Origin of the sequence: Bythopirellula goksoeyrii (genome assembly GCF_008065115.1) — a bacterium.
Taxonomy (GTDB): domain Bacteria; phylum Planctomycetota; class Planctomycetia; order Pirellulales; family Lacipirellulaceae; genus Bythopirellula; species Bythopirellula goksoeyrii.
Window position 1 is genome coordinate 1,041,348 of the sequence record NZ_CP042913.1, and the last position, 21,029, is coordinate 1,062,376.

Below are 21,029 nucleotides of genomic sequence, written 5' to 3' on the forward strand. Positions count from 1 at the left end.
ATCTGCAGGTTATTGACACGCCCTCCTAAGTGCAGTAAACTCTGCACATTGAAAGGAGTGGCGTATGCCAAGTTTTACTCCGGGCGAGCTGGCCGTCATGCGCATCTTGTGGGAACAAGGTGAGCTCAAGCCAAGCGAAGTACAGCAGCGGTTCCCCGAACCAATCAAGAACCCCGCGCTTCGCTCTTATCTCAAAATCTTGCTTGAGAAGGGTCACGTGACCCGCCGCAAGGTCGGGAAAGCCTATCTCTATAAGGCAGTTACCCCTCGTCAAAAGGCCTTTCGTTCGACGCTCAGCGAACTAATCGAGACCTACTGCGAAGGCTCGGCAAAAAGCCTCGTAATGAATCTTATTCGGAATGAGAATCTCAGCGAGAAGGAACTCTTGGAACTGAAACAGTTGGCCGATCGTGGACCACCTAAAAAAGGCAAACGAAAATGAACGTTTTTATCCTCTCTTCTGTCGCCTCATCTCTCTTGATGCATTCGCTACTGCGAATCACCCTGGTCCTTACTTGTGCGTGGATCGCCCATCGATTGCTCTCGGATCATAATCCAAGCTGGCGAATACTCGTCTGGCGCGTCGCTTCGGTTGGGATCCTCTGTTTGGTCGTTTTCAGCGTGCAGAAACCTCTTTTCACATTGTCACTGCTTCCTCGAATCCAAACTGATTCGATGACGTTGATTGCACGAACAAATGACTATGCTCCCGTAGAACCTATGGCTTCGCAACTTAAAACCGATGAAACTCGCTCTGACCATGCCCGTCGTGTTCCGTCTGATGAGCCAGATGCTCGAGTTCCCATGGTTGAATCTTCAAACATGGCATCAGAAGTGCAGTCAGCGAAACAAGATGCTCAACCCTCTCAGCAGCAAACCAAGAATGTCAAGCAAAAGGCACGCATTTGGGTTTCTCAATTCTCATGGTTACTCATCGTTTGGGTGCTGGGAATTGCCTGGGGAGTTGCTCGCCTGCTCGTTGGGATAGCCCACGTCAAACAGATTAGTCGCACCTCTACAGATACCCCAGCATGGGTGAAGAACAGCCTCCAATCGTTAATGAATGGCGAGTTAAATGCGTCCTCGTTTCAGTTGCGGTGTACTCGAGCATTTACCTCGCCATGCACCGTGGGATTCTTCCAGCCAACCATATTGCTGCCTGAAGATCTATGCAATCACTCTTGCCGAGAAGAACTGTTGTCGGCCCTGGCCCACGAACTGGAGCACATCCGTGGCAATGATCTTCGCTGGAACTTTGCGATTCACGGAATGTCCATCGTGTTGTGGTTCCATCCGCTTGTCTGGCGCATCCGACTCGCCCATGCTGATGCTTGTGACGAGCGTTGTGATTCCTATGCCGCGCGGTCACTACCCGATCCCTGCCAGTATGGGCCAACCCTGGCTCGGATGGCTCTGAGAGCTGCCGAACCAACAGCGCCTTTGGTACTGACCATGGCCCGCCAATCTTCGATCAGTCGCCGCATTGCCGCACTCGAAAAAGGGATCGGGAGACTTCCAGTCCCCCGTTGGCAGACATCGCTAGTCTTCTCGACCGCATTCTTTTTCGTGCTATGCCTCGCCCAGGTGGGGATCAATCGATCGCAAGCAGTCGCCACACAAGCTGCCACTGAGGAAGCACCCGAAAAGAATGAACTCGCCAAGATTCCCAAAGCGGGATTTGACATTTATGGCGATCCCTTGCCGCAGGGCGCCATCGCTCGATTAGGGACGCTTCGCTACCGTCATCCTGGCTGGTATAAACACTGCGCCTTCCTACCTGATAATGAAACCTTTGTGGTGGGTACAGACGACAATACAGTTCGGTTCTGGGATGCCCGCTCAGGAAAGATGGTGGATGAATTGGACTTCGGTGAAGATCGATTCGTTACCTTCTGTTTGTCCCACGATGGAAATCGACTTGCCACTTTGTCTCGTTCCCATCGCCCTAATCCACTAAATCGCAAAGATAAAGAGAATCTGATTATCTGGGATAGCCATTCGAGACAATCGATAAAGCGGATTTCATGGACCGAAGAGGGACGCGGTATTTCAACCCTAGCCTTCTCACCTAGTGGAGAGTCTATTGCAGCAGCAGCCAGAGATGGCACGGTAAGTCTATGGGAGATTGAATCTGGCATTGAGGAGATAAAGCAAGAGACAATCAAGGGTGGTGAAATCGAATCGATGGTATTTTCCCCGAGTGGAGAAGTTATCGCCGTCGCCAGTCAATTCGGTGTAAAGCTCTTTAACCTTTGGACTAAGGAGAATGGTCGCCCTTTGCCGGGATTGCCTCATGGGGGCCAAGTAGTAGAGTTTTCCCCCGATGGAGCTATGCTTGCCGTGGGAAGTGACTACAACTTTGCCGCCAGTCTCTACGACGTGCAATCTGGTGAACTCCTCCGCCAACTGCATGGCAAACGTAAGGATTATTATCGAGAGCAATTGTGCTTTTCGTCGGATGGAAGCACCCTCATTGTGCCGGCCCGAGAGGCCCACGCGGTTGAGTTTTTCGACGTCGAATCCGGGGAATTGCAGAACTCCTTGGATGCGGGAATCATTCAGCCGCGCGCAGTGACAATATCGCCCGATGGCAAGCTGCTAGCGTGCGTCGGCTCGGAAGATGCCATCGTCGTCTGGGACTTTGAAACAGGTGAAACACTCAGTGACAGTTTCATTGGACATGAAGAAGATCCCCACGAGTTATTGTTTAATCGCGATGGACAAGAATTAATTACGGGGAGCGTGGATGGCTCGATTCGCATCTGGGATGCTGCCACGGGGCGACAAATTCGCAGACTTAGTCATGAACACTGGGTAGCCGGGCTGGCACTTTCACCAGACGACAAATGGATCCTTTCTTGTAGTTTGGATGAGACCGTTCGCTTGTGGGACTTCGCTACGGGCAAGGAGCGCTATCGCCTTCCGGGACATGGCCGCGTTGGCGGCAATAGCACCACGGCAGTCGCATTCTCCGCTGATGGCAAAAAATTCTATTCATTCGGTATCGATCTGTTTTTGCGCGCTTACAGCACAAAGACCGGGCGCATCTTGGAAGAGTTTGCTATTCGGCCCAGTGGCATGAAGATCGCAGAGAATGAGGCTGGAACTGTCAAGGAGCGCATTGGAGATCCATTTAGCGAAGAACAGATAGACCAAGCTATTCTGTCTTCAGGTACATCGCTCTTGGCTGTGAGTGGACGACGAAAGAGCATCATCTATTTCTTCGATACGAAAACTGGGCAAGAAGTGAATACGTTCCATGCTCAAGACAGGCTCATGAGATACGTTGTCTCGCCAGCGCACAATCTGCTGGTGACGATTGAGCAGAGTACCAAGGTCGGTGCCCAGCCAAACGCACGTCCCCTGCGAACCTATTTCTTGCGTAAGGTGAATCTCGATACCAAACAAGTCGTTCAAGAGATCGAATTGGCCGAGTCCTTCGCCAGTGCATTGACGTTGTCTGAAGACGGCAAGCTATTGGCCTTATGCCAATCGGATCCAAACTGGTCGCCCATCTCAAAGCAATGGATCGATGTCTACAGCGTCGACGACTTGAAACCACAGGCGCGAGTACCTGGGTTTAAGAATCAAGTCGTCCGCATAGAGTTCTCCCCAGATAACTCTCAACTCGCGACAAGCCAACGTGATTCCACGGTTCTGATCTGGAATCTGAAAGAATTTGAATTCAATACGGGAATAACGCGGATAAATCAAAGCCGTCCACAGCTCTCGATGGCAGGCTTGAACTCAAACCACTCTGGGAGTCACCCATGAACGCAGTTCGACTCACGTGCCTTTACCTCTTGATTGCAGTTGGCATCCCCGCCACGGCCCTCGCAGAAGATGTTCCCCCCGTCTATGGAATGCAATTCTCGCCCGATGGCAAACTCCTGGCGGCGATCACCAGTTCCTCCAGCCCACCCGGGCCGCTCGTGTTGTGGAATGTCGATGATTGGAGCATCGCCAAGACGGTGGTCTTGCGGAGGGGCGGGCTGGACCTCGATTTCTCTCCCAATGGTGACAACATCGCCTATTGTACGAAAAAAGGTGTTGTTGGAATCCTGGACGTGGCCACGGGAGAAATGATCCGCGAGTTCGGGGCGAACGATGAGAGGTTGAACTGCGTCGCATTCACGCCGGATGGAAAAACTCTGGTCACAGCGGGTGAGGACACCAGTATCTACCTGTGGAACGCGAAGACGGGAGAGCAGGTCGGCAAGTTTGCGGGACAATCCGGGAAGATTCACAGCTTATCCGTCTCTCCCGACGGTCGTAGCCTGCTTTCGGTCGACGAAGACAGGAGGGTCATTCTGTGGGACCTTTCCACACAAAAAACCAGACAGACATTCGAGCCCAGCGAACTTCATGTACGTGGAGGCTTATTCTCGAGCGATGGCGAGTTCATTCTGACTTCGCAGAATGACGGGACTACGCGTATTCGCAAACCCAGCACGGGGGAGTTGCGCGCGCGACTCCGACCAGGGAGCTATTCGGCAAACATTACAAGTGACAATCATCTTGTTGCGACGTCCAGTTATGGAAATGAAGTCCACATTTTTGCCGTCGATCTGGAAGATCCCTCTCCTGAAGTGCGCGAGACTTTGGACGACTTGCTCTCGAGATTCCTGGATGAGAATTACGAGGTTCGCCAGCATGCCGCCCAGGAGATTGTTGCCATGGGCATGATCGCCGTCCCACTGTTGCGCGAAGCAATGCACTCTGAAGACGCGGAGATTCGGGTTCGTGCGCGTAGCCTCAGAGAGCAATTGCTCTCCCCAGAGCCAATTGCAGAACTCACCGGCCACAAAAAGACGGTGCAAGTCGTCGATTTCTCTCCCGACGGCAAACTACTCGCCACGGGCGATTGGGAAGGAAAAATCAAAGTGTGGGACACGACGACTTTCCAAGAAGTCGTGAACCTCGAATTGCCTTTCCCGAAAGGTGAACGATAGGAACAATCATTCTGGCTTGACTACCAACGGATGCTGGAGCGTGACGATGCGTCTCTCGGTCGATACGAGTGTTGCCGAAGGACGGATGATGGAAGCCGTGGTGGCGGCGACGGTGTAGAGCACTAATTGAAACAACTGCACCGCTTATGCAGGGCCAATGACTTTTCCATAGTGGGTGTGATGCGTAGTATTGCTGGAGTTTAACGGAGTTTTTCTTTTCCTGCTGCTATCACGGAGGTTTTGCTTTGAAACCCGCACCCGCGGGGAACTTGCTGACGTTTTTGTCACAGGTTCCCGATCCTCGCGGGCGCCAGGGACGTCGCCATCCTTTAGAGGCCATGCTGGCCTCGGTCGTTTGCGCCATGCTGCAAGGCGCTCGGGACTATGCTGCTATTGCCGAGTGGATCCACTATCAAGAGGTGGAGCTTAATCACACCTCAGGCTTCACGCGAACGCCGCCCAAAGAAGGAGCCTTTCGCAAACTGCTGATGGTCCTTTCGCCCACGCATTTCGCGCGTGTGCTAGCGGATTGGGCCAAGTATTGTCTCGGAGTGTACACCGAAGAGTCGCTCGAAGCGGTGGCAATGGACGGAAAAACTTTGTGCGGCACACTCCAACGGCTCCGTGCCCACACCTGGAAAACTCAAAAATTATTCGCAAAACTGGGCATTGTGAAAAAGTGAGCGGCCCTGCCCCTGCAAACAGGAGAACTGCAAAGTCCGTTTACTTGCCGTTTGGCAGTCACCGCTGCCTCAAAAGTCTAGGCAACCCGCGTAGCGCATCCTGGGGGGTATCATGTTACAATTAGTGCAACTGCGGAACCAATTGTCCGCTGTCTCCGCCACCTCTTGATTCAAAAGTACACTCTCTTGCGTAAAACTTGGATTCTCATCATTGCATTGGTTGCCGGTCAAATCACGAGCAGCCAAGTGCTCGCACAGCTCCCAGTGGCTACTGGGCGGCAATTCAATCTGAGTAATGCGGCGTGGAAAATTTTTATACCCAGCAGCTATCAGCATCGCCCCGGTGACGTAGCAGACTTATTGGTTCACTTTCACGGTGACCCGCAGACGGTTTGGAATAATGCCCTCTATGCCAAACTGAATTCAATCGTGCTGACGGTGAACTACAGTGGGTTGTCGAGCGCATATTCAGGGCCGTTTGCCAACAGCAATCTTTTCGGGTCAATTGTCAACGAAGCACTTTCTGTAGTACGATCGCAACAAGATTTCTCCAACACCCTTGCGTGGGATGAGTTGGGGGTCTCGTCTTTCAGCGCCGGCTACGGAGCAGTCCGTGAGATTCTCAAAAGCGCGAACTATCGCAATAGTATCGACGCCTTGCTGGCAGCTGACTCACTTTATGCCACGACCGCGGGCGACGGCACTCCGCTAGATTCTCAGATGGTCGACTATAAGACATTCGCCAGTCTCGCGCAGGCTGGCAGCAAGACCTTTCTCTTCAGCCATTCGCAGGTGTTGACCTACACGTATGAGAACACCATGGAAACCGGCAATGAACTGTTGCAGCATTTGGGCGCGACAGCAACAGCGGTGAACGAAAGTGGTCTAGGCACTCTTGATTTTTATCGCACTGCAGAAAGTGGCAATTTTCGACTGTGGGGTGCCTTGGGCGCAGATGCGGATTCACACCTTGAACATCTGCGCTACATTGGCGAATTCTTTAAAGAACTACCGCTGGCCAAGCTGGCAGCCCCAGGCGATTTCGATCACGACGGTGACTTCGATGGTCACGACTTAATTGCTTGGCAACGCAACCCAGGCATTGGGAATCTGGTCGATTGGCAAACAAATTACGGTACAGTGGTACCTTTCACAGCAATTTCGGCTCCGGTGCCGGAACCCAATTCTTTGATTATAATTCTGGCAACGTCTATGCTTTTGAAGACGCGATTCGCTCTGCCGAGCAGTACTCGACGGACGCGGCGCGGCTAACCAAGCGGGCGCGTCGCGGGAATTGAGAATTATACTCCTGGGAAACCGCTGGTCGACGTTTTTCGCAGAATTTGATAATATATCCTGCACCAAGACAGCCCGCGCCAGCGGGTACCTGCCCCATATAGCTGTATGATTGCAGCAATTCGCACGATCTCCGGTTCCGTTGCTTAGGTAAGCAATCGAACTCCCTCTGTGATCGATCGCGGCGACGTCGCTTGCAACCAATACGAACACAAATTCTTACAAGCCAATTATTCAAGGAGTGAAGAAATGTCTTCCCTGCGATCGATCCTCATGGCACTGTGGATACTCTCGTTTCCTGCGTACGCGGCGGCACAAGATTCCGCGAAGGAAAAGGAAGAGGCAACCCCAGATTACACCGCGGTCACAACTATCGATCCCGAGATTCCTCTCGACCAGCTCGAAATCCTGGTAAAGCCGCTGACCAAGGGGGAGCTCGTAGTCGAGTCCGATGCATGGTTCGATCTCTTGCGGAACAAGGCTCGTCACATTGCTGCGGTTCGTTTGGGAGTGAAGAAGACTAACGAAGCGCTAGACACCAACGATGCTCAAGCCGCAAAGACGTCGGTGGAAGTTGCCAAAGAGATTACCGATACTGTTGAAACTGAGGCAATAGAGTCGGAGCAGAAAATCACGGATGCGGCCCAGGAAAGCTTAGGGCTCGATGTCAAAACGTCTGAGGGATCGGTAGACGAAGGGCAAGATACAGAAGCGGGAAATGGCGATTCAGCTACTGATGTCAAAGAGGAATTGCTGGAAGACATTACCGTTCTGCAAAGTGAGAGGACGGCGCTTAGCGATCGTTTGGAAGTGGTCCTGAATTCACTCGCAGCCAAAGGGGGGGATGTGGATGAATATCGCACCTACGCCACGTCGGTGTCTGGAATCGATCTGGACACCTCCGACGCCTGGTCCGCCTGGCATGGAATTACCGGTTGGTTGGCATCCAAAGAGGGGGGGCAACGACATGCTTGGAATATTGCCAAATTCCTGCTGATCCTGCTTATCACCTATTTGGTCGCAAAATTTGTCGCGGCGATCGTTTACTGGTTGTTGGAACGCAAGGTTAGTTTAAGCCAGCTTGCCGAGCAGTTGATTGCCAGTTCCATCAAAAACTTGATCATGCTGGTGGGTTTTGCCATCGCTCTGACGGCCCTGGAAGTTGATATCACACCGATTTTGGCAGCGATCGGAGCAATGGGTTTGGTTGTTGGCCTGGCACTGCAAGGTACGTTGAGCAACTTCGCGAGTGGCCTGATGATCTTGATCAATCGCCCCTTCGATATTGGCAACGTTGTCACAGCCGGAGGGGTGACTGGAACGGTAGATCAGATGAACTTGGTTTCGACCAAGTTTCGCACATTCGACAATCAAACGATCTATGTGCCCAACAATGAGATTTGGAACAACGTTATCACCAACATCACTGCCAACGACACACGGCGCGTCGATTTGGAGTTTGGTATTGGCTATGACGATGATTTCGAAGAAGCGGAGAAAATCATCCGAGAGGTGGTAGATAACCATGAGTTAGTGCTAGACGATCCCGAACCGGTCGTCGTCACCCATGCCCTAGCAGATTCGTCGGTCAACATTGTGTGCCGTCCTTGGGCGAATACCAGCGACTACTGGCAAGTGAAGACAGACGTGACGCGTGAGGTGAAGCGGCGATTCGATCAAGCGGGGATTTCGATACCCTATCCACAACAGGACGTGCATATGTATACGGTTGGTGCGGGGGTTTAGCAGGGGGACCGCTAAGCCGCAAGGGGCTATTCGAGGACCTGCTTGTCTTCTAGGAGTCGCGCACGGAGTTTTGCATAGTCGATTTCCTGCACGGGTGCGCTTTCGTCGATAGCATGCGCTGCGGCCGTGGCAGCACTTTGGCCTAGAACCATGAAGACTGGCTCCATTCGGATCGAACCATAGGCGATATGACTTGCAGAAAGGCAGACAGGCACTAGCAGGTTCGTACACTCAGGTTTCTTAGGCACGATGGAACCATAGTCAACCGGATACGGCTCAAACCCGTGGACCTGGACGTCCCCTTCATTGCGAACGTTGCCCTCATCAGTGACATAACGCTGGACATGGTGCGAATCCATTCCATAGGCTCCCATCCCGACCGATTTATCGGTGACTGTTTTACCTTGGCAGTTAGCTTGGGTCATCACATAGGGGCCGATCATTCGGCGGGCTTCACGAACATAGAGCTGATGGGGCCAATTGCTGCTATCCACAAACTCGTCCTTGGCCAAACCCCACTTCGAGGTCGAATGACGTAATTCTTCCGGAACCCGAGGATCATTGGCCAGGAACCACATTAATCCTTGCTGATAAGTCTTGTGGTCGTCGAAGATCCGCTGACGAGTAGCATAGTCTCCCTCGGGATAGTCATAGTTCATCCCTATGTTGTCTGTGGAAAACGGACCACAGTTGTTCGAGTCGGTTTTTCCATTGGGCATACGCGTCGTGGTAAAGTAGCCTTGAGGATGCTTATTTGCTCCAGCCTGGATCGTGCGGAGCAGTAATTCGTACCGCATGGGGTCGTAGCCAGCGGGCTTAGGAAAGGGAACACGATTTGCTTCGACATCGGTCAGACACATGCGGAAGCAATAGGCTTGAATGCGATCGTCGCCAGATCCCTGTTCACCCGGACTTCCGGGATGAACTCCTGGCAACAGTCCGCTTGTGGGGTCGGCCGGTTCAAGATACGGATCGACAGGTCCATCGAATTGGTGAAACTTATCCTGTGCGATCTGTACTCCATTGAGTGTTTCGTTGTATTTACTATTCGGCTCGCGTCCTGTCGTATACGTAACATTGGCGGCTGCGAGGAGGTCTCCCTCGTAGGTCGCATCGATGAACATCTTCGCGCGATAGGAGTTGCCAGAAAGCATCTTGATCGAAGTAATACGACCCTCTTCCCTCGTCACCCCTTGGCCAGGTGTGCGATCGAGCCACTCGTCGCGATGCACTTCGAAAGGGTTGTCGGCTATGAAATCTTCGAATGTTTGCTCGGCAACATGAGGTTCGAAGGTCCATGATTCGTCCTGACCATAGTGCTTGCCAACGCGCTGGTAGAACTCTCGAGCCAAGCCGCCAATTGCCATCTTGTTGCCGATGTCTGTCGCACCCAGGCCACCACTGGAGAGACCGCCAAGATGTTTGTCGGGTCCTACCAGGATCACCGACTTGCCCATGCGCTTGGCTTGGACAGCGGCCATGACTCCAGCGCTGGTGGGGCCATAGACAACGATGTCATACTCTGTAGCGGGTTCTGTTGCCTTGGTTGTAAGGAAACAATGTGAAAAAGTGAAAATGAAACTCAAGAGAAATAAACGCATCGAATTCTTTCCTCGCTTAGCGGAGTGGAAATCACTGTCGGACAGGATAATATCGCTTATGAACAATGCCTTCAAGAACTCGAGCAATAGGTGTTGCAATTGCAGTAGCCATGGTGGTCTCAGTGGGAACACTCACAATTAAACATTGCCCCAAAAAATCGCAATAATCCCGAACTCTGGTCACTTGAGACTCTAAGTATTCTTCATGCTCTAACCATTTGCGAAACAACGATTTCAGCTTAACAATGCCCCTTGTACACGACCTTGCTTCCGGACGTTGTCTAATTGCTCGTGGGCTGCGATACTCTAAGTATGTGGCCAGATCGCGAGGATACCGAACTACTAATTTCCGCTGCCCGAGAGGGGGATGACGGGGCGATCAACCAATTGTTGGATCGGCATCGTACCTCGGTGAGGCGGATGATTGATCTGCGCATGGACCAGATGATCAAGCGGCGGGTCGATGCGAGCGATATCGTACAGGAGGTGATGATCGAGGCCAATCGACGCTTAAGCGATTATCTGGCAAACCCAGTCATGCCGTTTCATTTATGGCTGCGGCAAATGGCTAAAGATCGGTTGATTGATGCCCACCGTCGCCATCGGGGAGCTGCCCGGCGCAGCCTTGACCGTGAGCAGCCGCTAGCCTCCGCTGCGAGCAACGAATCTTCGTTCGATTTGCTCACCCAGCTTAGCGATCAAGAACTCACCCCTGCAGCAGCCGCGACTTGGCAAGAGTTGCAATTGCGATTTCAGCAGGCGTGCGGGCAACTTGAGGAACTCGATCAAGAAATCGTCTACTTGCGGCATTTCGAACATCTCTCTAATAGCGAGTCTGCTCAGGCACTTGACCTCTCACCCCAAGCTGCAAGCATGCGCTACCTGCGTGCGATGCGTCGACTGAGGGAACTGATGGATGGCTCGGACAAATCGCCATGACCCTCTCTGCCGCCGAACAGCATGACATCAAGCTTGCGGAGATTCTAACTGAGCTTGCCGACCACGGTCCCGCCGAGCGTCCAACCCTAGCGGAGTTGACGGCGACTCATCCGGAATTTGCCAATGATCTTCGCCAGTTGTGGGGAACTGCCATGCTGGTGGATGCGGTCGCGCACCTTTCACAGTCGGACATTACTCCGCTGATGACTCCTCAGATGATCCTGGAAATGCAGCCTCCAAATGAGTTGGGTGACTTTGAGCTGCTCGAAGAAATTGGTCGTGGCGGAATGGGAATCGTATACCGTGCGTTGCAAAAAACCTTGCGACGCGAAGTAGCGTTGAAGCTGATTCTGCAGGGTGCCCAGGCGTCACCCATGGAAAAGGCTCGATTCCAAGCAGAGGTGGCCGCCGCGGCCCGTTTGGAGCACCCGAATATTGTCCCCATCTACGAAGTCGGAGAGAGTGATGGTTGGCAGTATTTTGCTATGCAACTAATTGAAGGCCAGACACTGTCCAACCGGATCACATTGGGACCAGTGCCCGAAGACGAAGCCGTTCGCCTGATGTTGACAATTGCCAGAGCAATTGCCTATGCCCACAGTCGGGGTGTGATTCATCGTGACCTCAAACCGGCCAATATCTTGCTCGACGAAGTAGGTATGCCGCATGTAACCGACTTTGGATTGGCAAAGCATGTCGCATCCAGCTCATCGTTGACGCAATCGGGAACGATTCTTGGCACACCTTCCTTCATGGCGCCCGAACAAGCCGACGGTGGGAGAGGTCAGGTTGGGCCGCTCAGCGACGTCTATAGCATGGGTGCAATTCTCTATTCACTGCTCACAGGTCGGGCACCATTTCAAGGAACTTCTCCTGTCGACACCATGCTGATGGTACTGGAGCAGGACCCCTTGCCGCCGCGGTTGTTGAACCGGCGGGTCAATCGCGATCTCGAAATGATCACACTCAAATGCCTTCAGAAGCCGTCCGATCTGCGTTATCCATCTGCTGAGGCACTGGCTGACGATTTTGAAGCATTTCTTGAGGGGGATTCGATTGCCGCCCGGAGTGGGCGGCTCACGGACATTGTAGCCCGCGTGTTTCGCGAGACCCACCATGCAACAGTGCTAGAGAATTGGGGTGTGTTGTGGATGTGGCACGCACTGGTTCTGCTGGTGATGTGCCTCGTGACCAATTGGTTTTACTTGGAGCGAACCAACTGGCCAGTGATGGCGGGTCCTTGGCCCTATTTGGCTTTGTGGGGTGGAGGCATCGCGGTGTGGGCGCCAATTTTTTGGGCCTTGCGACATCGAGCTGGCCCTGTGACAGCGGTCGAACGGCAGATTGCTCATGCCTGGGGCGGAAGTATCGTAGCGGTTGTCTTGTTGTTCTGGGTCGAAGCCTTACTGAAACTGCCGATACTGACTTTGTCACCCGTGTTAGGGTTGATCAGCGGAATGGTATTCGTGGTGAAGGGCGGGATTCTCGCGGGGAGTTTCTATTTCCACGCGGCGGCCCTCTTTGCCATGTCGATAGTGATGGCCATCATGCAGCGACTCCATTTCGAGTACGGCATATCGGTTTATGGACTGGTGTCCGCAGCGACATTTTTCATCCCCGGTTGGAAGTACTACCGCCAGAGCCGCCGAAATATGGCGGTGCCAAAGTGAGCCCCTAAGTTCACGGGACGAAAAAGAATCGGGCGCGCGCTCGAATGGCTATCGATTTTGCTTGGGCTGAGTCGGAGGAGCAAAATAGTTGCCGGTGTTCATATAGGCGCCAAACTGCATGAATCCTGAACCGTGCCCAGTTGGGGCCAGCTCATCATCGCCCGTGATCGAGTAGGGTCCCTGTGCAGCAACCTGATTGAGTTTCTTCTGCTGAATGTACTGCTGTTGAGCAACCCGCTGATTGATACGCTCCTGCTGTTGCTGGGGCCTCACGATATTGTAGTAGTCGGTAGACGTCGTGGAAAATGGATTATTCAAAGCATTGGTCAACGTCAAGTAAGGGCTGACCGCTGGCCCACGGTCAACGCCGGCAAATGGCTTGCGTTTCTGGGACATATCGTTGAGATAGCTTGGAGCATACGTCTGCCTATTGACTCCTTGTACGCCTGTTGGCCTAATGGCACGACTAATAGCACGTTGTTGAACTCGTTCTACTGTGTAATTCTCCATACTGTTTCGATTGTATAATGAATTCAACCTAGCATTTGCATATTGGGCATGGAGAGCCTGAGTACTAAACACCATAAGTGACAAAGAAAAAAGAACCGCGATTGAAATCTGCTGCTTGGACATGACTCATTTCCTGGATAACAAATTGAATACTTTGCTTCTCACTACTCTCAATGGTAGGTAATAAAGGCAAACGAGACAACTAAATCACTTCTCCGATGCCACAGAACTGCTCAAGTTTAGCTTATGGTGAGCCTCCATTGGAAAGCAACTTTTCCCGGAAATAGTGGGATAAATCCGCATAATCGGTACGGCTATCCCAAAAAGCGGAAAGCACTGTTCATCAAGTGAAACCGCGAGACGATTCGCCTATCGCGAGATTTCCTTGCTCAAGACTGCCGACACCCAATCGGAGTGATTCAGATACCAGCCGACCGTTTCTCGCAGTCCCAAATCAAATTTGATTTGGGGCTGCCAAGACGTCTTAGAACGTAACACACTTGCATCGACGGCATACCGTCGGTCGTGTCCGGGGCGATCGATGACGTGGGCAATCAACTCCCTGCGAGACGATCTATCGTCTAAGAATTCGTCGACCAAATCGCAAATCGTGGCCACAACTTCTAGATTCTGCAGGCACTGGTTTGCACCCACAAGATAACGCTCCTCAGGCTGAGCCTGATCGAGAATCGCCAGCAGTGCTCGACAGCAATCTTCGACATGCAGCCAATCTCGCTCGTAAAGCCCGTCGCCGAAAACGGGTAAAGGCTCCCCGCGCGCTGCCGCGAGAATCATACGGGGAATAAGTTTCTCAGGGTGTTGTCGAGGGCCATAGTTATTGCTGGGATTTGCGGTTACGACTGGTAATCCGTATGTCTTGCCAAAGGAGCGTGCCAGTAATTCCCCGGCGGCTTTCGAAGCAGCATAAGGAGAATTGGGAGCGAGCAGGCTCATTTCTGTGAACTGCTCTCCCGGCTGAGCGGTGCCAAAGACTTCATCGGTCGAGACGTTGAGAAAACGAAAAGCCGCGCGGTCATCAGTGGGAAGTTTTTGCCAATAATCGGTCACTGCTTCCAATAGCACACAAGTTCCGAGAACGTTGGTCGTAGCGAAACTCGGAGGGTCTGCAATCGATCGATCAACATGCGATTCTGCAGCAAGATGGATAATCGCTTGGGGGCGATGATCTCTTAAAGTTTGCGCCACTAATTCCCGGTCAGAGATGTCCCCCACAATGAGCGTATGGCGAGGATCTTCCAGGACTTCGGAGAGCGATTCACGATGACCCGCATAGGTGAGTTTATCAAGATTGATGACAGTAAGAGTGGTATCACGAAGGCAAGAGCGTACCAGGGAACTGCCGATGAAGCCGGCACCTCCGGTTATCAAAATAGTATGATCTGAGCGAGACATGAGTTTAAGAGTATAAGGATTTTCCTCAAGAAGCGAGCTACTCCATTATCCCTCGTTTCTTGGCGGAGAGGCGCTTCTGCTGAAAAAACTTGGTTAGCAATCGACCGCAATCTTCAGACAGGACCCCTGCAACCACTTCGACACGGTGATTTAGTCTCGCATCCTCCAAGAGTTGATACAGACTGCGAACTGCACCAGCCTTAGGGTCGGGAGCACCGTAGACGACTCGCGGGATACGGGATTGTAGAATAGCACCTGCACACATAGGGCACGGCTCCAAAGTGACGACCAGAGTGCAGGCTTCTAATCGCCAAGCCTCAACGGCCGATGCTGCTTGTGTGATAGCAATCATCTCGGCGTGGGCGGTCGGATCGCGGAGTTGCTCACGCTGATTGTGAGCGGCGGCGATTACTTGCCCGTTGTGTACGATCACTGCTCCGACAGGGACCTCATCGGCTGAGGCCGCTACGGAAGCCTCTGCTAGTGCTAGCCTCATTAATCGCTCGTCTTCGGCTCGCTGAATCTCTTGAAGTTCTTGTGCTGTCATGCGATTGCTATTGATCTAGTCGACGGCGGATGGAGAGGGGTGCAATGAGTTTAACCATCGGCTTCTGTCGACGGCGAGGAGGAAGGGCGAACTCGTCTGGTCCAATATACGTAGGAAAGTCCTCACAACCATTCTTTGGAAACCCTTTTCATTGCCCGGAAAATCGAGCGAGTTTTTCCCACCGGCGGCAACCGTCTGCTACAATACCTTGTTGGAAACCTCTCATGCAACAACAGACTACCACCATGCAGCGAATTCAATGGGCGGCATCTCTGGCCCGCCGAGCTACCTTTTTGTGCCTTGTTGTCATGTTCATTGGCACTCATCTTCCCGGAAATGCTGCTCCTAGTGTTCAATATCACGACAAGCTGATTCACTTCTTAGCATATACAACGCTGACTTTTGGTATCTTGGCAAGTTGGGAATTGAGCACTGGACCGTTACTGCCGATTCATTATTTCGTCGTCTGGCTCGCAGCGACACTCTACGCGGCGATAGATGAAATCACACAAATACCCGTGGGACGCACTTGCGATGGTCTGGACTGGCTGTGCGACGTACTTGGAATCGTTGTTGGGCTAACCTTGTTTCGCTGTCTACGTCCGCTCATCTACCGATTCTTGCTGCGCGGTGATGCCTCTACACCAACTCTCTAGTGAACGACTTTCAATAGTTCGGCGTCGGGGCACGATAGTCTTCTAGCCGAATCGTGTGAAACCACTTGATCGTTTCAGCCAAACCCTCGCGGAGTGGCACCTTGGGTTCCCACTTCAAGTGCTTTTTGGCAAGAGTAATGTCTGGCTGTCGACGGGTGGGGTCATCGGCAGGCAAGGGCCTCTCGACAAGTTTGGATTTCGAGCCCGTGATTTCGATAACCAAGTCGGCCAACTCACGAATCGTAAACTCGCCAGGATTGCCAAGATTGATCGGTCCTATGCAGTCTTCGGAACCATCCATCATGCGAATGATCCCTTCGACGAGATCATCACGATAACAAAACGAACGAGTCTGAGCCCCATCGCCAAATATGGTAATATCCTCACCCAGTATTGCCTGACGAATGAAGTTCGATACCACGCGGCCATCGTAAGGATGCATCCGGGGGCCGTAGGTGTTGAAGATGCGCACAATGCGAATATCGACGTTGTTGCGGCGATGATAGTCCATGAACAGCGTCTCGGCTGCTCGTTTGCCTTCGTCATAACAGGCGCGAGGGCCGATCGGATTGACCGATCCGCGATAGTCTTCAGTCTGGGGATGAACTTCAGGGTCCCCGTAGACTTCACTGGTGGATGCCTGCAGGACGCGAGCATTGCATCGCTTGGCCAAGCCGAGCATGTTGATCGCCCCCATCACAGAGGTTTTCATCGTCTTGATGGGATTATACTGATAGTGTCCCGGCGAAGCGGGACAGGCGAGGTTGTAGATCTGGTCTACTTCGAGAAAGATCGGGTGGGTAAGATCATGCCGCAGCAGTTCAAAGTTCGGTTTGTCAAGCAAATGGGCCACATTGGACTTCTGACTGGTAAAGAAATTGTCGAGGCAGATCACATCGTGGCCCGCTTCGACCATCCGCTCGCAAAGGTGTGAGCCCAGAAATCCTGCCCCACCGGTTACTAAAATTCGCTTGATTGTCGACATGCTGGCTCGATTTTCACTAAATCAGATAATTGTTGTGGGTGGAAACTAGATAGCGTTAGAGTGACTATTCTAAATGACGAATTACGAATGACCAAGGTGGGTCGAGGCTAGAGGTTGGAGGTTAGAGGGTAGGAAACTAGAATGTTCCTCTACCCAACCACTAAACACCAGCTGCCGACCCCCTATGCCACTTGCTGATCAATGGACCACTATCGACGTTGCTGGGCATCCGTGCCATGTTTTCAAGCCTAGCAAGGTTTCTCCCCATGGGTACACGATCCTGTACCTGCATGGAAGTAGTGTCGAGAACCTGGCAGATCATCCACGGGTTACCCGGCAGCTGGAACAGCATGGCCTGCGGGCCATTGCTCCGGTGACAGGGGAGACCTGGTGGTCGGATCGGATTGCTGAAGCGTTTGATACTGAGATCAGCGTAGAGAAGTATCTGCTCGGCAAGGTATTGCCCTTTGCTGCGGAGAGTTGGGACTGTCGACCGCCACAGATTGCGCTCTTAGGGGTCAGCATGGGAGGGCAGGGCGCGCTTCGACTCGCATACAAATATCCCAACTTATTTCCCACCGTGGCGGCTTTTTTTCCGGCGATCGATTTTCAGAAGAAAATCGACGAGGGAGACCCGACGCTATCACGCATGTATCGCGACGCCGAGGATGCCCGGCAAGACACGGCAACACTGCATATCCATCCCCTGAACTGGCCCCGTCATCAGTGGTTTTGCTGTGACCCCGACGACGTGCGATGGTGGGATTCAGCAGACCGGCTGCGGATGAAACTTTATTCTCTGGGTGTGCCACACGAATGTGATCTGGAAACCCAAGCTGGCGGCCACACTTGGAAGTATGTAGCACGCATGGTGGAGCCAGCGTTTGAATTCCTAATGCGGAGTTTGGAGCAAGAGCGTTTGCGGGTCGTGTAGTCTCTTTGTAGCCCTCGCCGGAAGGCGGGGGTGTTCGACGCTTCTTGGACCATGGCCTTCCGGCCAAGGCTAGCAAGGAAGTGAATCGCTGCTACTTACTTGGGAAGCCGCTGAATTGGCCGCGACCTACGCCGGTGGCTTTCCACTCGTCGGTGGTCTGATTGTATTCGAGGCTTTTGAACGATTGCTCATCGTAGGGAGCGCCAATGAATTTTTGGCGTATGAGCATCGCCGGCCGTACTCCGTTGCCTTCCAAGAAAAACTTCGTCTTCTGCTGGTCATACTTGGCTCTGTGAGCGCGGGCAGTGAATGTGCCTTGGCCACCGGCCAAACCTTCGATGATGACATCTCCCTCGGCCATCAGCTCCACTGAACCGACACGCGGATCGCGTTGTAATCGGGCTGCGGGGCTCTGGGCGACTTGCAAACGTTGGCATTCGATGTAGACCGTGTCGGGTGCGGGGGAGCCCTGAAGCTGCGTCGGCAAGGTTTGCTCCCAAGAATCAACGGGGCCATACACCGTTCTTACATCTCCGACTACGGACACAATCCGTTTGTTGAGATTTCCTTCGACGCCACGAAGAAATTCGACTCGTAGATAGCGAAGTCGTTGTGGTGTGCTGCCTGTCGCCACGGCTGCAAAGTTTGCCGAGGGAGTCACATCGGCAAAAGGGGTCGCGGGAGCACCGGGCATTTGACCCGTCGTAAGATGCACCGATTCGATCAACCCGGGCCCGATTCCAGCTATTTCCCCTGTGACTTGATTCGCACGAATTGATTCGAGCTTCATCTTGTGAATCGATGTGATTCCCGCTGCATCTCGCTGAACAAACTGGGCCGAGACCCCTTCCCAGCACTCTAGTTGAGTGAGTTGCGTTTGACTGGCTTGCGAGGTGCCGTCGAACTGAATAGGAGACGATAACACGACCACCAGTCGCTCCGTATTGAGCTGGCCTGTGGAAGTGCGTGCGATCACGTTGCCATGGAAAGTGACGCGGTCATTTTCGAGATTCATGCCGCCGCGCCAGGTAACCTGCAGCGATTCTGGCTGGGCGAGCAGCTGACCTTGCAGATCGCGCTGGATGGGGATCTGCAGTTGGCCTGGCGCATCGATGTTGGCAGCACTCGTGCCACGATTCACTTGAAGCTCAACGGCTTCGATTGACATCCCCGCAGCGTTGATGGTCGCAGGTTCCCCGCGTAAGGAAATCTTCGCTTCAGGGGTCTCAGCGTTCCTGATCTGTAGTTCTTTGCCGCGTACAACCATGGGCTGCGCAGCAGTACTATGGTTTGATTCTTCCCGAAATTCCAAATCGCCTCGCACGTCGAGTGAACTGATCTGTGGTTGGGCATCGCGGACGATCACTCCTACGTCGAGGGTATCGCCATCGATTCGATAGGCTCTCTCAGATCCGTTAGCACCGCCGACAAGCAGTGGATTGCTTGTACCGCCCTCGGAAGCACTCCCCAGCTTGAGATCAATGGGCAGGTACTGCACGTCAATTTTCATCTTATTGATCTTGCCACTCAGTTGAGAGGAATCGATGTCCACATGGCCACTGGCAGTCATTCTTTCGGGTGCGATATCTGCGGGAAGCAAATCATCCTCTGTGCCATCGGCGACCCGTTCGCGCAGGACCATCTCCAGTTCATCGGCCCATAATCGCCCACCTACTGCTGACAACCTTGGTCGGCCACGAACAGTCAGTACTGGCTTGCCCTGGATGTGTCGCAGATTGATGCCATCGGTCCAGCGGAGTTCGACGCGATGTGGAGAACTTGGGGCTGTCTTGAACCACCCATTGCCCGCCGCAAGCAAGGTGCCGATGCGATGGCCTGAGTCTTTTGGAGGCATTTGGTATTGAACGAGCGGAGCATGGATTTCGCTACCTTCGTACTTGAGTTCGATCTCGTCCTGGCTACTAAATGTGACGCGCTGCGGACCTAACTCAAGCCGTAGCAAGCCGCAGCGGGCTGAGGCTGAATGTGTCTCTGCAGTAAGCTCCACGGGCTTCAAGTCGGTTCCGTGGGCTTCGACGGTACCGGGAAGTAGTTTTGTAAGGGTACGAGCGCGGCCAGCCAAAGTCGTTGACGAATAATTGGCCACCCCTAGAGCTACCGTCTCATCTTGGGTCGCCATGTAGAGATTCAACTCTTCACAGTTCAAGCGATTGCGCGCTCCATTGGAATATTTTTGTTCAAGTCTTACCTGGTCGACAAACGAGGCTACATTCGTCGAAAAATCGAATTTGAAGCGCCCATTGCTGCTCACCTGCACAGGAGGAGCTTCTTGCGTCTTGTCGCGCAGAAGTGCGGTTTCGCCGATCGCCAATTCGGCGGAAACATCATGCACGATCTCTAGCGTATCGATTCCTCCGATGGCCGGCCCTGCGGCCGATGAGAACCCTCGCTCGATAGCCACGAGCCGGATCTCCAACACTCTGCCTCGTCCCCAATGTGGGCCGAGTCGCATCTCGACTTCGGCGTCGGTGTGAATCAAGTCTTGGTTCATTTTGAGGTCGCGGGTCTTGAGGATCAGGTCGTCTTGCGAACCGGGCTCCTGCATATCGCTGCGGACGACAATATCACCCTCCAACCGGGCCCACTGCATCCGGCCGACGCCTTTGAAACCTGCGTGAAACCCCTCATCAAGTTGGAGCACTGCACCATGCGGAGCCTCTAAGATGACGGCATCGCGAGGGGGATCTTCTCCCAGTACGCGTTCGTGGGGGAAAAACAACAAGACACACTTTTGTACACGGACCTGACCATCCTCGCTGGGGTGGTAGTCGTCGACGAGAATCATTGCCTGGCCATTATCGAAACTCTTCGGGGGTTCTTGGAGTGTCCAGTGGTCCGGCGGAAAATAGGTTGCGAGCATTTCACGGTGCTTGTGAAAGGGAACTCGCGGCTTGCCGCCGGTGGGATCGATCTCCGATAACTCCGTGGCATTCGCTGGTCGATTCGGCTCCAAGAGAGGGACCGCCAAGAGCACGTAGATTTGGTAGATCACCACCGTGGTGGCGAAGGCAACTCCAGCGTGTGTTAGACGGGTGAGCATGTAGTGGAATGCGGAAGTCTGATTGCGGAATGGGGA

Annotated in this window: 16 protein-coding genes; 10 read left to right on the top strand and 6 right to left on the bottom strand. The window is 53.1% G+C overall.

What is annotated here, in order from left to right; all coding sequences use genetic code 11:
• The first annotated feature begins 64 nt into the window (after positions 1-64).
• The 6 genes from Pr1d_RS04160 (at position 65) to Pr1d_RS04185 (ending at position 8,677) form a co-directional block, all read left to right on the top strand.
• Complete coding sequence (locus Pr1d_RS04160) at positions 65-442, top strand: BlaI/MecI/CopY family transcriptional regulator (RefSeq protein WP_148072345.1); 378 nt, start codon at positions 65-67, stop codon at positions 440-442.
• Positions 439-3,774: a M56 family metallopeptidase gene (locus Pr1d_RS04165; RefSeq protein ID WP_148072346.1), complete on the top strand. Its 3,336-nt coding sequence runs from the start codon at positions 439-441 to the stop codon at positions 3,772-3,774. Before Pr1d_RS04160 ends, Pr1d_RS04165 begins: the two co-directional genes overlap by 4 nt.
• Complete coding sequence (locus tag Pr1d_RS04170) at positions 3,771-4,952, top strand: WD40 repeat domain-containing protein (protein ID WP_148072347.1); 1,182 nt, start codon at positions 3,771-3,773, stop codon at positions 4,950-4,952. The genes Pr1d_RS04165 and Pr1d_RS04170 overlap by 4 nt, the downstream gene beginning before the upstream one ends.
• Before the next feature lie 245 nt (positions 4,953-5,197).
• Positions 5,198-5,635 (top strand): transposase family protein, encoded by a 438-nt coding sequence (locus Pr1d_RS04175; protein ID WP_148072348.1) that lies wholly within the window; start codon positions 5,198-5,200, stop codon positions 5,633-5,635.
• A 186-nt stretch (positions 5,636-5,821) separates the two neighbouring features.
• Entirely contained in the window at positions 5,822-6,907 is a 1,086-nt protein-coding gene (locus Pr1d_RS04180) for a hypothetical protein (RefSeq protein WP_148072349.1), read from the top strand.
• A gap of 273 nt (positions 6,908-7,180) precedes the next feature.
• Positions 7,181-8,677 (top strand): mechanosensitive ion channel family protein, encoded by a 1,497-nt coding sequence (locus tag Pr1d_RS04185; RefSeq protein WP_148072350.1) that lies wholly within the window; start codon positions 7,181-7,183, stop codon positions 8,675-8,677.
• A 26-nt stretch (positions 8,678-8,703) separates the two neighbouring features.
• Here the strand turns inward: Pr1d_RS04185 and Pr1d_RS04190 are convergent, their stop codons facing one another.
• On the bottom strand, positions 8,704-10,278 hold the full coding sequence (locus Pr1d_RS04190) for an FAD-dependent oxidoreductase (protein WP_148072351.1): 1,575 nt from the start codon (positions 10,276-10,278) through the stop codon (positions 8,704-8,706).
• A 312-nt stretch (positions 10,279-10,590) separates the two neighbouring features.
• Between Pr1d_RS04190 and Pr1d_RS04195 the strand changes: the two genes are divergently transcribed.
• Complete coding sequence (locus Pr1d_RS04195) at positions 10,591-11,217, top strand: sigma-70 family RNA polymerase sigma factor (RefSeq protein WP_148072352.1); 627 nt, start codon at positions 10,591-10,593, stop codon at positions 11,215-11,217.
• The gene (locus tag Pr1d_RS04200; RefSeq protein ID WP_148072353.1) at positions 11,214-12,887 is read left to right on the top strand and encodes a serine/threonine protein kinase; all 1,674 of its coding nucleotides are present in this window, start codon (positions 11,214-11,216) and stop codon (positions 12,885-12,887) included. The genes Pr1d_RS04195 and Pr1d_RS04200 overlap by 4 nt, the downstream gene beginning before the upstream one ends.
• A 48-nt stretch (positions 12,888-12,935) precedes the next feature.
• Here Pr1d_RS04200 and Pr1d_RS04205 read toward each other — a convergent pair whose 3' ends face one another.
• From Pr1d_RS04205 to tadA, 3 genes are all read right to left on the bottom strand, one after another.
• Entirely contained in the window at positions 12,936-13,520 is a 585-nt protein-coding gene (locus tag Pr1d_RS04205; RefSeq protein ID WP_148072354.1) for a hypothetical protein, read from the bottom strand.
• 246 nt (positions 13,521-13,766) lie between these two features.
• Positions 13,767-14,810 carry a dTDP-glucose 4,6-dehydratase gene (gene rfbB, locus Pr1d_RS04210; RefSeq protein WP_148072355.1) on the bottom strand — a complete coding sequence of 348 codons (1,044 nt, stop codon included), beginning with the start codon at positions 14,808-14,810 and terminating at the stop codon, positions 13,767-13,769.
• Between the two features lie 37 nt (positions 14,811-14,847).
• A complete protein-coding gene (gene tadA / locus Pr1d_RS04215; RefSeq protein WP_210417885.1) occupies positions 14,848-15,357 on the bottom strand; it encodes a tRNA adenosine(34) deaminase TadA in 510 nt (169 codons plus the stop codon).
• A 224-nt stretch (positions 15,358-15,581) separates the two neighbouring features.
• Here tadA and Pr1d_RS04220 point away from each other — a divergent pair, with 224 nt between their 5' ends.
• Positions 15,582-16,013: a VanZ family protein gene (locus Pr1d_RS04220; RefSeq protein ID WP_168205043.1), complete on the top strand. Its 432-nt coding sequence runs from the start codon at positions 15,582-15,584 to the stop codon at positions 16,011-16,013.
• A 10-nt stretch (positions 16,014-16,023) separates the two neighbouring features.
• On the opposite strand, the gene Pr1d_RS04225 is transcribed toward Pr1d_RS04220, so the two are convergent.
• Positions 16,024-16,998: a UDP-glucuronic acid decarboxylase family protein gene (locus Pr1d_RS04225; RefSeq protein WP_148072357.1), complete on the bottom strand. Its 975-nt coding sequence runs from the start codon at positions 16,996-16,998 to the stop codon at positions 16,024-16,026.
• A 184-nt stretch (positions 16,999-17,182) separates the two neighbouring features.
• On the opposite strand from Pr1d_RS04225, the gene Pr1d_RS04230 reads away from it, so the two are divergent.
• Positions 17,183-17,932, top strand: coding sequence for an alpha/beta hydrolase-fold protein (locus Pr1d_RS04230; RefSeq protein ID WP_148072358.1), 750 nt, complete (start codon positions 17,183-17,185; stop codon positions 17,930-17,932).
• Between the two features lie 91 nt (positions 17,933-18,023).
• Here Pr1d_RS04230 and Pr1d_RS04235 read toward each other — a convergent pair whose 3' ends face one another.
• Entirely contained in the window at positions 18,024-20,993 is a 2,970-nt protein-coding gene (locus tag Pr1d_RS04235) for a hypothetical protein (RefSeq protein ID WP_148072359.1), read from the bottom strand.
• Between the last annotated feature and the right edge of the window lie 36 nt (positions 20,994-21,029).

What these genes read in the sequence shown, in the direction of transcription:
- Pr1d_RS04225 (WP_148072357.1), bottom strand. Translation starts at nt 16,998, where the DNA reads ATGTCGACAATCAAGCGAATTTTAGTAACCGGTGGGGCAGGATTTCTG.
- Pr1d_RS04185 (WP_148072350.1), top strand. Translation starts at nt 7,181, where the DNA reads ATGTCTTCCCTGCGATCGATCCTCATGGCACTGTGGATACTCTCGTTT.
- Pr1d_RS04195 (WP_148072352.1), top strand. Translation starts at nt 10,591, where the DNA reads ATGTGGCCAGATCGCGAGGATACCGAACTACTAATTTCCGCTGCCCGA.
- rfbB (WP_148072355.1), bottom strand. Translation starts at nt 14,810, where the DNA reads ATGTCTCGCTCAGATCATACTATTTTGATAACCGGAGGTGCCGGCTTC.
- tadA (WP_210417885.1), bottom strand. Translation starts at nt 15,357, where the DNA reads ATGACAGCACAAGAACTTCAAGAGATTCAGCGAGCCGAAGACGAGCGA.
- Pr1d_RS04190 (WP_148072351.1), bottom strand. Translation starts at nt 10,278, where the DNA reads ATGCGTTTATTTCTCTTGAGTTTCATTTTCACTTTTTCACATTGTTTC.
- Pr1d_RS04230 (WP_148072358.1), top strand. Translation starts at nt 17,183, where the DNA reads ATGCCACTTGCTGATCAATGGACCACTATCGACGTTGCTGGGCATCCG.
- Pr1d_RS04170 (WP_148072347.1), top strand. Translation starts at nt 3,771, where the DNA reads ATGAACGCAGTTCGACTCACGTGCCTTTACCTCTTGATTGCAGTTGGC.
- Pr1d_RS04200 (WP_148072353.1), top strand. Translation starts at nt 11,214, where the DNA reads ATGACCCTCTCTGCCGCCGAACAGCATGACATCAAGCTTGCGGAGATT.
- Pr1d_RS04220 (WP_168205043.1), top strand. Translation starts at nt 15,582, where the DNA reads ATGCAACAACAGACTACCACCATGCAGCGAATTCAATGGGCGGCATCT.
- Pr1d_RS04165 (WP_148072346.1), top strand. Translation starts at nt 439, where the DNA reads ATGAACGTTTTTATCCTCTCTTCTGTCGCCTCATCTCTCTTGATGCAT.
- Pr1d_RS04160 (WP_148072345.1), top strand. Translation starts at nt 65, where the DNA reads ATGCCAAGTTTTACTCCGGGCGAGCTGGCCGTCATGCGCATCTTGTGG.
- Pr1d_RS04235 (WP_148072359.1), bottom strand. Translation starts at nt 20,993, where the DNA reads ATGCTCACCCGTCTAACACACGCTGGAGTTGCCTTCGCCACCACGGTG.
- Pr1d_RS04205 (WP_148072354.1), bottom strand. Translation starts at nt 13,520, where the DNA reads ATGTCCAAGCAGCAGATTTCAATCGCGGTTCTTTTTTCTTTGTCACTT.